The 13,812-nt window shown below is 64.9% G+C and carries 13 protein-coding genes and 1 other RNA gene; 9 read left to right on the top strand and 5 right to left on the bottom strand.

Annotated elements, in window-relative coordinates; all coding sequences use genetic code 11:
- The first annotated feature begins 246 nt into the window (after nucleotides 1-246).
- From ACQRCJ_RS05675 to ffs, 9 genes are all read left to right on the top strand, one after another.
- Nucleotides 247-942, top strand: coding sequence for a MotA/TolQ/ExbB proton channel family protein (locus tag ACQRCJ_RS05675; RefSeq protein ID WP_168935135.1), 696 nt, complete (start codon nucleotides 247-249; stop codon nucleotides 940-942).
- Nucleotide 943: 1 nt separating this feature from the next.
- Nucleotides 944-1,399 (top strand): ExbD/TolR family protein, encoded by a 456-nt coding sequence (locus ACQRCJ_RS05680; protein ID WP_006009120.1) that lies wholly within the window; start codon nucleotides 944-946, stop codon nucleotides 1,397-1,399.
- Nucleotides 1,400-1,405: 6 nt separating this feature from the next.
- Nucleotides 1,406-2,401, top strand: a complete 996-nt coding sequence (gene tolA / locus ACQRCJ_RS05685; protein ID WP_204625361.1) for a cell envelope integrity protein TolA — start codon at nucleotides 1,406-1,408, stop codon at nucleotides 2,399-2,401.
- Between the two features lie 165 nt (nucleotides 2,402-2,566).
- Nucleotides 2,567-3,373, top strand: a complete 807-nt coding sequence (locus ACQRCJ_RS05690; RefSeq protein WP_204625360.1) for a TonB family protein — start codon at nucleotides 2,567-2,569, stop codon at nucleotides 3,371-3,373.
- A 25-nt stretch (nucleotides 3,374-3,398) separates the two neighbouring features.
- The gene (locus ACQRCJ_RS05695) at nucleotides 3,399-4,712 is read left to right on the top strand and encodes a PD40 domain-containing protein (RefSeq protein WP_168935141.1); all 1,314 of its coding nucleotides are present in this window, start codon (nucleotides 3,399-3,401) and stop codon (nucleotides 4,710-4,712) included.
- A gap of 214 nt (nucleotides 4,713-4,926) precedes the next feature.
- Complete coding sequence (gene pal / locus ACQRCJ_RS05700) at nucleotides 4,927-5,394, top strand: peptidoglycan-associated lipoprotein Pal (RefSeq protein ID WP_006009112.1); 468 nt, start codon at nucleotides 4,927-4,929, stop codon at nucleotides 5,392-5,394.
- Between the two features lie 212 nt (nucleotides 5,395-5,606).
- Nucleotides 5,607-6,569, top strand: a complete 963-nt coding sequence (locus ACQRCJ_RS05705; protein WP_303995591.1) for a D-2-hydroxyacid dehydrogenase — start codon at nucleotides 5,607-5,609, stop codon at nucleotides 6,567-6,569.
- Between the two features lie 163 nt (nucleotides 6,570-6,732).
- Nucleotides 6,733-7,530, top strand: a complete 798-nt coding sequence (locus ACQRCJ_RS05710; protein ID WP_168935145.1) for an amidohydrolase family protein — start codon at nucleotides 6,733-6,735, stop codon at nucleotides 7,528-7,530.
- 31 nt (nucleotides 7,531-7,561) lie between these two features.
- Nucleotides 7,562-7,647, top strand: an RNA gene (gene ffs, locus ACQRCJ_RS05715) — signal recognition particle sRNA small type.
- A gap of 624 nt (nucleotides 7,648-8,271) precedes the next feature.
- On the opposite strand, the gene ACQRCJ_RS05720 is transcribed toward ffs, so the two are convergent.
- From ACQRCJ_RS05720 to ACQRCJ_RS05740, 5 genes are all read right to left on the bottom strand, one after another.
- Complete coding sequence (locus ACQRCJ_RS05720) at nucleotides 8,272-9,651, bottom strand: sigma-54-dependent transcriptional regulator (protein ID WP_072334933.1); 1,380 nt, start codon at nucleotides 9,649-9,651, stop codon at nucleotides 8,272-8,274.
- Between the two features lie 176 nt (nucleotides 9,652-9,827).
- Nucleotides 9,828-11,411, bottom strand: a complete 1,584-nt coding sequence (locus ACQRCJ_RS05725; RefSeq protein ID WP_303931498.1) for a sensor histidine kinase — start codon at nucleotides 11,409-11,411, stop codon at nucleotides 9,828-9,830.
- A 72-nt stretch (nucleotides 11,412-11,483) separates the two neighbouring features.
- On the bottom strand, nucleotides 11,484-12,824 hold the full coding sequence (locus ACQRCJ_RS05730) for a glucose-6-phosphate isomerase (RefSeq protein WP_427799466.1): 1,341 nt from the start codon (nucleotides 12,822-12,824) through the stop codon (nucleotides 11,484-11,486).
- A gap of 105 nt (nucleotides 12,825-12,929) precedes the next feature.
- Entirely contained in the window at nucleotides 12,930-13,283 is a 354-nt protein-coding gene (locus ACQRCJ_RS05735) for a hypothetical protein (protein ID WP_168935149.1), read from the bottom strand.
- Nucleotides 13,284-13,295: 12 nt separating this feature from the next.
- Nucleotides 13,296-13,808 (bottom strand): YchJ family protein, encoded by a 513-nt coding sequence (locus tag ACQRCJ_RS05740; protein ID WP_040370146.1) that lies wholly within the window; start codon nucleotides 13,806-13,808, stop codon nucleotides 13,296-13,298.
- Between the last annotated feature and the right edge of the window lie 4 nt (nucleotides 13,809-13,812).

Genomic DNA, 13,812 nt, shown 5'->3' on the forward strand with positions numbered 1-13,812 from the left:
CTCTAAGGCAGTGAAAAGTCTTCGCGCCCGGGCGGCCTTCCGGCGCCGTCATAGAAAAAACGCTTGAAAAAAGGCGGCGAACGTTGCATTCTCCGGGCGGTTCAAAGCCGCGTACAGCCGTTGCCTTCCGGGCCCCCGGATGGCAGGGGCTCTTTGGCGTTTTCTTTTTTCCGCTGCATACGTGCTGTGTCCGGCAGGGCACAGGATCCAACCAGGCACACCATTTTCCATCTCCAGGAGTGATACATGGAGTTCAGTTTCTTTTCGATGATCAGCCAGGCCAGTCTCGTGGCCAAGATCGTGCTGTGCATCCTGGTGCTCATGTCCGTGGGCAGCTGGGGCATGATGATCCAGAAAACCCTGGCCCTCAACGCCGCCTACCGCAAGGCCCTGCAGGGCACCGACCTGTTCGAGAAGGCCCCCAGCCTGCGTGAGGCCGTGCTCTCCCTGGGCTCCGACCGTGCGTCCCCGCTCTATTTCGTGGCCCATCAGGGCGTGATGGAGTTCAACCGCTCCAAGGAAGCCGGCAACAGCAGCGAGATCGTGGTGGACAACGTGCGCCGCTCCCTGCGCCAGGGCGTGGCCAGCGAGATGGCCCGTCTGGAGCGCTCCCTCTCCCTGCTGGCCACCGCCGCCAACACGGCCCCCTTCATCGGCCTGTTCGGTACGGTGTGGGGCATCATGCACTCCTTCCACTCCATCGGCATGCTCAAGTCCGCCTCCCTGGCCACGGTGGCCCCCGGCATCTCCGAAGCCCTGGTGGCCACGGCCATCGGTCTGGGCGTGGCCGTGCCCGCCACCATCGGTTTCAACATCTTTATGGGCAAGCTCTCGCAGGTGGACACCCTGCTGGTGAACTTTGCCGGCGTGTTCCTCAACCGCGTGCAGCGCGAACTCAATGCCCACCGCTCCGTGCAGCGCACGGGCGCCACGGAGATGTAAGATGGGCGCCAGCGTGGGCGGCAACAACCGCTTTGTCTCCGAGATCAACGTGACGCCTTTCGTGGACGTCATGCTCGTGCTGCTGATCATCTTCATGGTGGCCACTCCCATGATGAGCCAGGGGCTGGAAGTGGACCTGCCCCAGACCAAACAGGTGGAAGTGCTGCCGACCGAAAACGACAACATGATGCTGACCGTCCGCCACGACGGCAAGATCTTCCTGGACGAATACGAGGTCCAGACCATGGACGATCTGGAAGGTTACCTCCAGACCCTGGTCAAGGAAAAGAACAAGACCCTTTTCCTGCGTGCCGACAAGGAAGTCCCCTACGGCGTGGTGGTGGATGTCATGGGCCGCATCAAGGCCGTGGGCATCGAAAAGCTCGGCGTGGTGGCCGATTCCTCCGAGAGCCTGTCGCCCGCTGCCGCCGCGGCAGCCGCCAAAGGCGGGAAGTAGTCAGCGATGAACTGGGCCTCGTATCTTCTTTCCCTCTGCCTGCATCTGGCGGTCTTCCTGCTGATCATGTTCTGGCCCAGCTCGCCTCCGGTGAACCTGGAGACGCCGCCGGTGATGATCAGCCTGGTGGACGGCGCTCCGGGCGGCAACCGCACGCCCTCGAGCATCCTGGGCAAGATGGGCAAGCCCACGGACGGCCCCAAGGACGTCTCGCCCCCGGCCAAGAAGGCCGACGCGGCCGCGCCCGAACGGCCGGAGGTCAAGGCCGACCCCACGGCGGACAAAGCCCGTCCGGTGGAGGCCAAGCCCGAACCCAAGGTCGAGCGCAAGCCTGAGCCCAAGCATGAGGTCAAGCCCAAGCCCGAACCCAAGGACGCCACTCCCGTGGCCGACAAAAAAGACAAGAAAAAGAAAGAGGACAAGAAAAAGGACGACGACAAGAAGCCCGAAAAGCCCAAGAAGGACGACAAGAAGAAGGACGATAAAAAGTCCACGCCCAAGGACGACAAGAAGACCGACAAAAAGGCCGACAAACCGTCCAAGGGCGACCCCGTGGCCGCAGCCATGAACCAGGCCCGCCGCGAAGCCACGTCCCGCGTCGAATCCGGGGACAAGGGCAGCAGCGTGGAACAGGCCCTTGCCCAGGCCCGCCGCAATGCCGGCGGCGATGGCGGCGGCGGTGGCGGCGAAGGCGACGGCCCCGGCGGCGGTGGCCTCAACGACGTCTACATGGGTCAGGTCATGCTTGCCGTGCGTCCCAACTGGAGCTTCACTTCCGCCACGCGCCTGAACCTGGTCTGCGTGGTCCGGGTCAAGGTCAACCTGCAGGGCGAAGTGGAAAAAGTCGACGTGACGCAAAGCTCCGGCAACGCGCAGTACGACTCCTCGGCGGCCAACGCCATCTGGCGCACCAGCCGGGCGGGGGCGTTCCCGCCGCCGCCGTCGGAACAGTACACCGAGCTGGACCTTGTCTTCACCCTCAATGAACTCATGGGCCGCTAACCGGTCCGTCAAGGCGGTCGTGCCCGGTGGTGCGGCCGCCTTGCTGTCTCGAGATCCCGCTGTTTTTGGGGAAGGCCCCATCTTTCCCCAAAGATGCGCCATTCTGGAACGGCATTGCTGCATAAGAGCCGCATCGGCATGCACATATGCCTTCGTGGAGGTCACATGAAACGAATCCTTTCCCGCCCGACGGCCCTCCTGGGCCTGCTGCCGGTACTCATGCTGTGCCTGGCGCCCCTGCACGCACGGGCCGCAGGCGCCGCTGCGGCGGACGTGGCCAACGGCTACGCCGGTGAGGCCATGGAAAAGATCCTGGCCAACTGGGCCGCCCCGGCCGACCGCGGCAAGGTGCGCATCGTGGTGCGCGTGGACGCGGAAGGCAAGGTGGAGCGCTGCGGCTATCTGGAAAAGTCCGCCAGCCAGGCCCTCAATGATTCCGTGTGCGGCGCGGTCATGAAGACCGCCGACCTGGGCAAGCCGCCCTACGGCATGAGCCAGGACGTCTACCTGACCTTCTGGCAGGGCAACATGGCCGACCTTTCCGGCATCAGCCGCCGCAAAGCCGCCGCAAAGCCCGCCGCGGGCACGGCCGCACCTGCCGCCGCTGCCCCCGCGCCGGAGGCCAAGAGCGAGCCCGTCACGCTGGACACCAAGCCCGCCACCCTGACCACGCCGCTGAAGGCCCAGGACGCTTACGGCCCCAAGCACGCGGCCTATTTCCGCAAGCTGGTCATGGAGCTGCGCAACGCCACCTTCATCCCCGCGGAACTGGCCAAGGGCACCTATTATGCCACGGTGCGCCTGGAGACGGACGCCTCGGGAAAGATCCTCAATTACAGCATCCTGCAAAGCAGCGGCAGCGAGCTGCTTGACAGATACGTCCGGCAGGGCATACGCCGGGCAGGAAAGGTCAGCCCCCCGCCCGCGGCTGTGGGCAGATTTGTGAACGTCACCCTAACTCTGGTGCGCTAGACACCACCACAAGGACCATTACGCCATGAAACGTCTTGCCATCCTTTTGGCCCTGGCCGTCACGCTGTCCCTGGGCAGCGCCGCCCAGGCCGCCATGCGTGTCGATATCTACGGCCCCGGCCAGAATATCGTGAACCTTGCCCTGGCAGCCCCCCTCACCGGCCCCCAGAAGCAGGCCAACGGCATGGGCGCCAAACTGCAGAAACTGGTGGAAGAGAACCTCAGCTTCCTGCCCTTCATGCGCCTGACGCCCGCCTCTTCCGTGCTGGGCGGTACCCTGCTGCCCGGCTACGAGCCCCCGAGCCTGGACTTCAAGCGCTTCCAGCTGGCCGGTTCGGACATCGTGGTCACCACCTACTGGCCCAACGGCGACAGCGGCACCAGCTCCGTGCAGATCCGCGCCTTTGAGACCAACACCGGCGGCCGCCTGTTCGGCAAGGAATACCCCCAGGTGCGCGCCAGCGACCTGCCCGAAGTGGCCGACCGCTTCTGTGCCGACCTGCTCGAAGTGCTGACCGGCAGCGGCGCCTTCTTCCGCTCCACCCTGGCCTTCGTCAAGAAGTCCGGCCGCCTGTCCGCCAACGTGTGGCTGGTCAAGCCCACGGGCCGCGACCTGCGCCAGATCACCAACATCAAGGGCGAAGCCATGTCCCCGGCCTGGTCCCCGGACGGCCGCTTCATCGTCTTCACCCATATCGACGAAAAGTCCCACTCCCTGGGCGTGTGGGACCGCAAAAAGGGCAGCGTGCAGCGCGTGCGCTTCCCCGGCAACGTGGTCATCGGGCCTTCGTTCACGCCTGACAACAAGGTGGCCGTGGCCCTTTCCAACGGCCGCTACCCCGTCATCTTCCTGCTGAACCACGGCTTCCAGAAGGAACGCATCCTCGAAGGCGGCAACTCCATCAACGTGTCGCCCACCTTCGACAGGACCGGCACCAAGATGGTCTTCACCTCCTCGCGCCTGGGCGGTCCCCAGATCTTCATGAAGGACCTGAGCTCCGGCAGCATCACCCGCGTCAGCAAGAACGGCGGCTACAATACCGAAGCCAACCTCTCGCCTGACGGCACCCTGGTGACCTACAGCCGCATGACCGAATACGGCCACCGCATCTTCGTGCAGGACATGGTCACCGGCCTGGAACGCCAGATCACCTTCGGCCCCGGCAGCGACGAGCAGCCCTCCTTCTGCGGCGACAGCTACTTCATCGCCTTCGCCTCCAGCCGCGGCGGCTCCCGCGGCATCTATCTGACCACCCGTCATGGCGGCGATGCCAAGAAGGTGCCCACCGGTGGCGGTGCGGCCTCCTTCCCCCGCTGGGGCATGCCTGACGGCAAGTAGTTTTTGGCAGATTTTGTAAAATCCGGAGGTCCTGCCCGGTTTTTTCGGAAAAACCGGGCAGATTTCTGGAAAAAATAGGGGAATCCCCCCTATCCTGACTTGACAAAACTTGGTTCACATATACCATCCGTTCTGCGGATGGGATACCGCCATCCGCTGTGTACAGAAAGGAAAGGTACCTTTTTGGAGTTAGAGCTGTTCAGGAGGACACACAATGAAACGCTACGCTCTTATCCTTGCTCTGGTTATGGCCCTCGCCGCCGGTTTCGGCTGCGCCAAGAAGACCCAGGACGCCACCGGCGATGTCGATGACATGAGCCCCGAAATGCGTGCTGCCATCCAGCAGATCACTGACGGTCGCGTGCTGTTTGCTTTCGACAAGTTCGACATTCAGCCCCAGTACAAAGACATGCTGACCGCCAAGGCTGAACTGATGAAGAAGTACCCCAGCATCCGCGTGCGCATCGAAGGTAACTGCGACGAACGCGGTACCCAGGAATACAACCTGGCCCTGGGCGAACGCCGCGCCCGCGCCGCTTATGACTACATGGTTCGCCTGGGCGTGAACCCCGGCCAGCTGGAAATGATCAGCTACGGCAAGGAAAAGCCCGTGGTGCAGGGTTCCGGCGAAAGCGTGTGGGCCCAGAACCGCCGCGACGACTTCTGCGTGATCGCTCACTAGTCGTCAGCCATCCGGCTTTTAAGGGTCGCCCTTCGGGGCGACCCTTTTTTTTCGCCCCCCGTCCAAGGGCCGCCCCTTGCGGGGGTGTACGCCTAAGGCTACACTGCTCCCGAAAAAGCGGCGACAGCCCCTTTTTCTTCCCCTGCCTGTCCGGGCAACAGGCCATGCAGACACTGCCTGCCCGTTTTGCAGTGCGCGCAGCAAGGATCAAAATGAAGATAGTTGTGCTTGACGGCGACGTCATCAACCCCGGCGACATCAGCTGGGCGCCCCTGGAAAAACTGGGCGAGGTGGCCATCTACGGCGATACGCCCGAAGACCTGATCGTGGAACGGGCCGCCGGCGCGGAAGTGCTGATCACCAACAAGGTCCCCCTGCGGTCGGGCACGCTGTCCCGCCTGCCCGACCTGCGCATGGTGGCCGTCCTGGCTACAGGTTACGACATCATCGATACTGCCGACGCCGCCGCACACGGCATCCCTGTCTGCAACGTGGTGGCCTACGGCGTGGACGACGTGGCCCAGCACGCCTGGGCCCTGCTGCTGGAGCTGTGCCGCCGTACCGGCGAGCATACGGCCAGCGTCTGCGCCGGTGAATGGAAAGACACCTGGTGCTACTGGAAGACCACGCCCGTCTGCCTGCGCGGGCGGACGCTGGGCGTCATCGGCTTCGGTTCCATCGGCCGCCGTGTGGGCGAGCTGGGGCACGCCTTCGGCATGTCCGTCCTGGCCAACTGCCGCACCCCCCGCAACCCTCCGTCCTACAGCCCATTCGCCTTCGCCTCCACGGACCAGATCTTCCAGCAGGCCGACGTCATCTCCCTGCACTGCCCGCTGACCGATGCCACCCGGGCCCTCATCAACGCCAAGGCCCTGGCCCGCATGAAGCCCGGCGCCATCCTCATCAACACGGCCCGCGGCCCTCTGCTGGATGAGGCCGCCGTGGCCGAGGCCCTGCACAGCGGCAAACTGGGCGGCCTGGGCGTGGACGTGCTGGCCAAGGAGCCCCCGGCGGCGGACAATCCCCTGCTGCACACGCCCAACACCCTCATCACGCCCCACATGGCCTGGGCCACGGCCCGTTCGCGGCAGAACATCATCAACCTCACGGCCGAGAACATCCTCCGCTGGCAGCAGGGCACCCCGGTCAACGTGGTCAACGGCGTGAAGGAATAACCAACGAACCAACACCGGAAGGCGCGGGCGCGGCCAGTGCTGCGCCTCCGGTCACGGAACGGCAAAAGTACCAGCCTCCCTGTCCTTTCCCCACCGGCCCTTTCCCCGAAAGGAAGCGGCAGGGGCTCAGGGACGCATCTTCCACAAGACATCCGAGCCCATCATGTTTTTCGACATCCACACCCACGCCTTCCATCCCAAGATCGCCCACAAGGCCGTGGACCATCTCAACACGGTCTATCACCTGGACTGTCGCGGTGACGGCACCATCGAACACCTTCTGGAGCGTGAGAAGGCCGCCGGCATCGACAGATGCATCGTCCTCTGTGCGGCCACGGCCCCCGCGCAGGTCATCCCGGCCAACAACTACGCCATGAAGCTGCAGCGGGAACATGAGGAAGTCATCGGCTTCGGCACCCTGCACCCGGCCTATGTGGACTGGGAAGACGAACTGGAACGCATGAAGGCGGGCGGCCTGCGCGGCATCAAGCTCCATCCCGATTTCCAGGGTTTCGCGCTCAACGACCGCCGCCTGCTGCCCATCTTCGAGAGCGCCCAGGACGACTTCGTCTTCGAGATCCATATCGGCAGCGACGATCCCCTGGACAAGGCCCCTTCCAGCCCCTTCATGCTGGCCGACCTCATGCGCTCCTTCCCGCGCCTGCGGGTCATCGGTGCCCACTTCGGCGGCTATCAGATGTGGGATTACAGCCTGGAGGCCCTGGGCGACTTTGAGAACCTCTGGATAGACACCTCCAGCACCACGCCCTATGTGACGCCCTCGCTCCTGCAGCGGCTGCTGGCCCGTCACTCCCCGGACAGGCTGCTGTTCGGCACGGACTGGCCGCTCTATGATCCCGCCCACGAGCTGGAGCGTCTGCGTACCATGAGCGGCCTGAGCGAGGACGCCATAGAACGCATCCTCAGCAATGCGGGCCGCCTGCTGGGGATCGGGGCTTGACAGCAGCCCCCTTTTACGGCTAGCTTGCCTTCAAGCCGGACGGCGGCAGCACTGCCAACCCCGTCAGGTTCGAAAGAAAGCAGCGGTAACAGCCGCTGCCGGGTGTCCGGCCCACAAAAGCCGCGAGCGTGGAAACGTTCGCGGCTTTTTGCGTTTGCAGCAAGCGATTTAGCAGGGCGCTTTTTTGGGGGAAGGGAGCCCCCTCATCTCTGCTGTCGATGCCCGTAAAGCTCCTTCGTCGCTAACGGGCACGGCCCTTCTGGCCGCCATTCGGTCGCTACTCGTGCAAGAGGCCCCCTCCCCCCATTCCCTTCCCGGCGCGCTTTATAGGAACGCCGGCGCCGGTGCGTCACGAGATACGGCGTGGTGGCCTCTACGGAGCGGCATCAGGCCCGAAGCGCCACGTCAGGCTCCCGCCCTCTCCAGGCCCCGGTCCCCTGCCCAGGCACACGCCTTCAAGCCGCCCGCCAATTCACGGGAACAGCTCCCAAGAGCCCGACGAAGGGAAACAGCCTGTCCTGCAAAAAAAACATCCATCATCCTCACAAAATACCTCCCCGAACGGCCTCCCCCAAAAACAAAAAGGCCCTGCCGGAGGACCGGCAAGGCCAGCAAGATCTTCATGTCACGACAGCCGTCGGGGACCTGAATAAAAGGTTTTGGAAAGGTGGGGGGATCGGGGGGAGGGAGAACCTTTTTCCCGAAAAGGTTTCCCTCCCCCCGCAAACATCCTTTCCCACCCTAATGCCCGGTGATGGCGTATTTCTTGAGCTTGTACTGCAAAAGGCTCTTGGAGATGCCCAGCAGCTCGGCGGCCTTGACCTGCACCAGATCGGCGCGTACCAGCGCGCGGCGAATGAGGGCGGCCTCGATCTTCTCCAGGGTATCGGCCAGGTCCAGCTGTACGGGCAACAGGTCCACGGCGCTCTTGAACTGCGAATCCTCGTCCCGGATCTCGGCGGGCAGGTTGTCCACGTCGATGACCGTACCGGGCACCAGCACCATGCAGGACTCCACCACGTTCTCCAGCTGGCGGATATTGCCGGGCCACTCGTAGCCGCTCAGGTAGTTGAGGGCCTCGGTGGTGAACTTTTTGGCCGGCATGTCGTTCTCGCGCGCCACCTTGTCCATGAAGTGGGCCACCAGCAGCGGGATGTCCTCCCGGCGCTCGCGCAAGGCCGGCAGAGGGATCTGCACCACATTCAGGCGGTAGTAGAGGTCATCGCGGAAGGTGCCCTTCTCCACCATGGCGGCCAGATCCTTGTTGGTGGCGGCCACCACGCGGATGTCCACCTCGATCTCCTCACCGCCGCCCACGCGCTCGAAACGGCGCTCCTGCAGCACACGCAGCAGCTTGACCTGCAGATCGGGCGTCAGCTCGGCGATCTCGTCCAAAAAGAGCGTGCCGCCGTCGGCCTGCTCGAAACGGCCGCGCCGCATGGCCACGGCACCGGTGAAGGAGCCTTTTTCATGGCCGAAGAGCTCGCTCTCCAGCACGCCGGGGTTGAGGGCCATGCAGTTGACCGAGACGAAGGGCTTTTCCTTGCGCGGGCTGGCGTAATGGATGGCGCGGGCCACCAGTTCCTTGCCCGTGCCCGACTCGCCGGTGATGAGCACCGTGGAGCGGCTGGGCGCGGCACGGTCCACCATGACCAGCACATCGCGGATGGCGCGGCTGCGGCCCACGATCTGGTGCACGCTGTAGCGCTCTTCCATGGCTTCCTGCAGCAGGCGGTACTGCCGGTGGGCGCGGGCCAGCTCCGTGGCGTTGTGGATGGAGAGCAGCAGCTCGTCGTTGGAGAACGGCTTGGTGATGTAGTCGAAGGCCCCGTATTTCATGGCCTCCACGGCGCTTTCGATGGAGCCGAAGGCCGTCATGATGAGCACCGGGATGTAGGGCCAGCTCTTCTTCACATGCTGGAGCACCTCACGCCCGGAGACCTTGGGCATCTTCATGTCCGTCACCACCACGTCCACCTCGCTCTCGGCCAGGAAGGCCAGGGCCGTCTCGGGGTCGCTGATGGCGGTGACGGTGTAGCCCTCATCCTCAAGCAGGGTCTGCAACACCAGCAGGTAGTTTTTTTCGTCGTCGATGACCAGAATATGCGATTTGTCACTCATGGTGTTTCTCCCGGTACAGGCGTGAGGCGGCTCCGATCAGGCCCAGGACCGTATTGCCCGCAAAAAACTGATTTTCTGCCAGCAGCCCCGCCGATGAAGGACGCTGCGGCCAGCCTGCGACATCGTTCCTGCCCAGGCTGCCCGCAGGCGGGAGGCGGCCTGGCGTGCGGGCACGTCTAGCTCTCTTTGCCGGGCTCCGGCGTCCCGTTTTCCCTGTCGTCGACGGGCCGGGCTGCGGCTTCTCCGCTTTCCGCGGGGGCGGACTGGGCTTCCGCGGCAGCACCGGGGATCTCAGGCTCTTCAGGCTTTTCCGGCTCCGCCGCAGGCAGCAGGATGCGCACCAAGGCCCCGCCTTCGGGGCCGTTGGCCAGCCGGATCTCGCCGCCATGGCTGTTGATGATGGAACTGACGATGGGCAGGCCCAGGCCCGTACCGCCGTCCTTGGTGGTGAAGAAGGGATCCAGCACGCTGTCCAGCAGGGCCGGATCGAAACCCGGTCCCGAGTCCAGGGCCTCCAGCACCACGCGCCCGTCGTCGCTCCGGCGGCTGCTGATGCGGATGATGCCCGGCCCGTCCATGGCCTGCTGGCCGTTGACCAGGATGTTGTAGATGGCCCGGTAGAGCAGGTCCTTGTCACCGCGCACCCACAGACCGGGCGAGGTGGCCCGCTCGATGGCCACCCCCACACGGCCCAGCTCACCTTCCAGGAAGGCCAGCACCTGGCTCAGCACAAGATCCAGATCCACCAGATCCTGCCGCGGCTGGCGGGGACGGGCATAGTCCAGAAAATCGTTGACCGTCTGCGACAGACGGACGGACTCGTCATAGATGGCCTGCAGGATGCGCGAGGTCCCGGCATCGGCCTTGCCCATACGGCGTTGCAGCAGCTCCGCGCTGGAGCGGATGATGCCCAGCGGGTTGCGTATCTCGTGGGCGATACTGGCGATGACGCGGCCCATGCTGACCAGCTTCTCGTTGCTGTGCAGCTCGTTCTCCAGCTGGCGGTTCTTGGCCATGCGGTCGGCCAGGACGCGTTCCGCCCGCTGGATGAGCATCAGGAGCAAGGCGAACATGATGACCGACGACAGCAGGCAGGTCACCACCACCACGCCCTGGAAAAGCAAGATCTGCTCGTAATCGCTGGTGATGTCCTGCGTCAGCTCCAGCGCCCCCATGATGGGCGGCTCCGCCCCCGGCTGGAGGGGTTCCCCGCGCAGGGGATAGAGGGTCCGCAGGACGAAGGTCCCCGACGGCAGGGGCAGATGGAAGATGGCCCGCCAGTCCGGGATATTGGAGATCAGCTCCGGCTTGGGCACGCCGCCGCGCAGGGTGCTGTCCAGGCTTTCCGGGCCCACGCCCATGCGGCCCAGCTCTTCCTTGCTGGTGGAATAGGCCACCACCCGCGTGAAGTCATAGATGCGCAGGCGTTCCATGGGCAGCCCGTGGACCACGGACTGCACCACCTGATCCAGCCTGTCGTACTGGCTGGGCTGGCGCAGGGCGATGCGCCCGTGGGCCAGCAGCGTGGGCAGGGCGAAACGCCGGTAGATCTGGTGGTTGAGGTTCTCGGCCAGCAGGCGGGAGAAGTTCTCCTGCCGTGTCAGCAGGGCCTCGCGCGCCGAATTGGCGATGAAGAACGACAGCACCAGACTGGTGGCCATGATGACCAGCAACGAGAGCCAGGACAGCGTGCGGGCATAGCTCAGCGGCAGATCCTGCTCTGCCGTCGCTCCCGCTGCGGCGGTACCACCTTTGAACATGCGATGCTCCAGTCTGCCGCCCACGGCCCGCAACAGGGCAGGCCGGAGGCGCGGCAGGGAAAAACGGGCTTCCTAGAAGCTCTCGGGCTCCTGCGCCACAGCCAGAAATTCGGCCAGGTCGGCAGCCTCCCGGGGATAACCGGACGCCCCCAGACGGGTGTTGGCCAGCCGCTTGCCCAGTTCCACCGCGGGCTGGTCCAGCGGATTGATGCCCATGAGCCAGCCGGTGAAGACCGTGGCCGCTTCCAGCAGCAGCATCATGCTGCCCGCGGCGCGGGGCGTGCATTCGCCCATCTCCATGTGCAGCAGGGGCACGCCGCTCTTGCACAGGGCCATGCGCGTGCCCAGGCCTTCGGCTTCCAGCAGGGCCCCGAAGGGCTTGCCGCGCAGCCAGCTCCAGTGGTCAGGCAGGTCCCGGCCGAAATGCCGCCCCTGCTCCAGCCCCCGGGCGGTCACGAAGATGCAGCCCTTGTCACGCTGCCCGTCCAGGAACATCTGGTTGACGGAATGCTGGTCCGTGACCCCGGTGGCGGGCACGGGCATGATGCCCTTGCCGTCCTTGCCCAGGCTCTCGGCCCAGAGCTGGGCGAACCAGGGGCCATAGGTGGCCCATTGCGGCACATAGCAGAAAAACACCAGCTGGCTGTAGCCGTGGCTCTCCAGGGCGTTGGCCCAGCAGGCCAGATGGAAGGTGGGATGCCCGGCAAGGCAGGACGGATCCTGGGCCAGCGGGCGGGCCACAGCGGCCGCCCCGTCCAGCAGGGCCTGCCAGTCGATACCCAAAAAGGCGGCGGGCAGCAGGCCCACGGCCGAAAGGGCCGAATAGCGGCCGCCCAGATTGTCCGGCACTTCCAGCGAATCCAGAGCGTAGCGGGAGGCCTCCTCGCGCAGGAAACCCTGGTGCAGGTCCGTGACCACGATCATGTGCTCGTGCCAGCGCTCGCCCAGGGCCTTGCGCAGCCAGTCCCGGCAAAGGAAGTACTGGGCAAGGGTCTCGATGGTGCCGCCGGACTTGCTGATGCAGACCACCGTGGTCTCGTGGGGCGGCAGCTTGGCCAGCCAGCTCTCGAAGGTGGCGGCGCAGACGTTGTCCGCGATCCAGAGGCAGGGACCGTCATGGCAGGGACCGTCCTGCCCGGGCGCAAAGGCGCGCTGCAGGGCGCGGGCCCCCAGTGCGGAGCCGCCGATGCCCAGCACCAGCATATGGCGCCGCGCACGGACCCGGGGCAGCAGGGGCGGCAGTTCCCGCTCCAGGCGTTCCCGGTACGGCATGGTCAGGAAAGGCAGCGAGCCTTGCGCGCATTCCGTCTCCAGACGGCGCGACAGCTCCGGCGCACGCGCGGCGAAAACGGCGGCAGCGTCCCGCTGCAGACGACCGGTATAGGCGCGGGACCATTCAAGCGTATGCATCATGGTGTCCTCCCCCTGGATGGGGCGTCTTCCGCAAGGGAAGCCAAAAGGACCGGCAGGGCCGGAAAGAGGCCCGGAGCGGCACCACGATGATGCCGCTCCGTGAAATCAAAACAGTTTCAGGGGCTTGGGGGCAAAAAAGCGCCGCCGCACCTCTTTGTAGGTCTGCGGTCGCACGCCGAAACGGTAGCGCCACAGCACGCAGTCCTCACGGGCGGCACACTGGCGCACGTCGGCACGGCTGCCGGCGCACATCATGCACTGCCCGCGGATGACGCGCAGGGCACGGCGCGGCGCATCCGGGCCATGCCATTCCGGACGGCTGTCCGCCTCGATGGCGGCCATGCGCCAGCCCCACAGGGGGCAGTCCTCATCCGCGCACTGACGCACGGAACGGGAGGAATTGCCCTGACATTCAAGACAAAATTGCCGGATGGCGGCAACAGGGCCAGGATTGGCCATGGATCCCCCCGCCTAGGCCGATTCCCGGCCGCAGCACTTCTTGTACTTTTTGCCGCTGCCGCAGGGACAGGGATCGTTACGGCCCACCTTGGGCTCGGGACGACGGTAAGCCTTGGGGCGACGGGCCACGCCGTCCACATAGTACAGCTTGCCGTCCTTGCGCTGGAAAAAGCTGCGTTCGCCGATCTGGCGCACGGAACCTTCCAGTTCGTAGTAGGCATAAAATTCGGCCGTATCGAAGAGCTCGCCGTTCTCGCCTTCGGGCTGGTCCTTTTCACAGGGGCCCATGTCCAGACGCAGCCAGTGGACGTCACGGGTCTGCTCTTCCAGCATCTGGGCGGTCAGATCTTCGCGATAGGCGGGATGGGTAGTCTCCACCAGATAATCGAATTTGCCGAGGCAATAGGCGCTGAAGCGCGAGCGCACCATGGTGTCGGCATCATCGGGCCAGGCCTTGCCTTCCAGGTAGGGACCACAACATTCGTCCAGAGGGCGGCCACTGCCGCAGGGACACAGTTCAGACATCTTG

Source organism: Desulfovibrio sp. SGI.102, assembly GCF_050314315.1.
GTDB lineage: Bacteria > Desulfobacterota > Desulfovibrionia > Desulfovibrionales > Desulfovibrionaceae > Desulfovibrio.

Coding starts and splice junctions, on each gene's coding strand:
- ACQRCJ_RS05675 (WP_168935135.1), top strand. CDS start 247: ATGGAGTTCAGTTTCTTTTCGATGATCAGCCAGGCCAGTCTCGTGGCC.
- ACQRCJ_RS05680 (WP_006009120.1), top strand. CDS start 944: ATGGGCGCCAGCGTGGGCGGCAACAACCGCTTTGTCTCCGAGATCAAC.
- tolA (WP_204625361.1), top strand. CDS start 1,406: ATGAACTGGGCCTCGTATCTTCTTTCCCTCTGCCTGCATCTGGCGGTC.
- ACQRCJ_RS05690 (WP_204625360.1), top strand. CDS start 2,567: ATGAAACGAATCCTTTCCCGCCCGACGGCCCTCCTGGGCCTGCTGCCG.
- ACQRCJ_RS05695 (WP_168935141.1), top strand. CDS start 3,399: ATGAAACGTCTTGCCATCCTTTTGGCCCTGGCCGTCACGCTGTCCCTG.
- pal (WP_006009112.1), top strand. CDS start 4,927: ATGAAACGCTACGCTCTTATCCTTGCTCTGGTTATGGCCCTCGCCGCC.
- ACQRCJ_RS05705 (WP_303995591.1), top strand. CDS start 5,607: ATGAAGATAGTTGTGCTTGACGGCGACGTCATCAACCCCGGCGACATC.
- ACQRCJ_RS05710 (WP_168935145.1), top strand. CDS start 6,733: ATGTTTTTCGACATCCACACCCACGCCTTCCATCCCAAGATCGCCCAC.
- ACQRCJ_RS05720 (WP_072334933.1), bottom strand. CDS start 9,651: ATGAGTGACAAATCGCATATTCTGGTCATCGACGACGAAAAAAACTAC.
- ACQRCJ_RS05725 (WP_303931498.1), bottom strand. CDS start 11,411: ATGTTCAAAGGTGGTACCGCCGCAGCGGGAGCGACGGCAGAGCAGGAT.
- ACQRCJ_RS05730 (WP_427799466.1), bottom strand. CDS start 12,824: ATGATGCATACGCTTGAATGGTCCCGCGCCTATACCGGTCGTCTGCAG.
- ACQRCJ_RS05735 (WP_168935149.1), bottom strand. CDS start 13,283: ATGGCCAATCCTGGCCCTGTTGCCGCCATCCGGCAATTTTGTCTTGAA.
- ACQRCJ_RS05740 (WP_040370146.1), bottom strand. CDS start 13,808: ATGTCTGAACTGTGTCCCTGCGGCAGTGGCCGCCCTCTGGACGAATGT.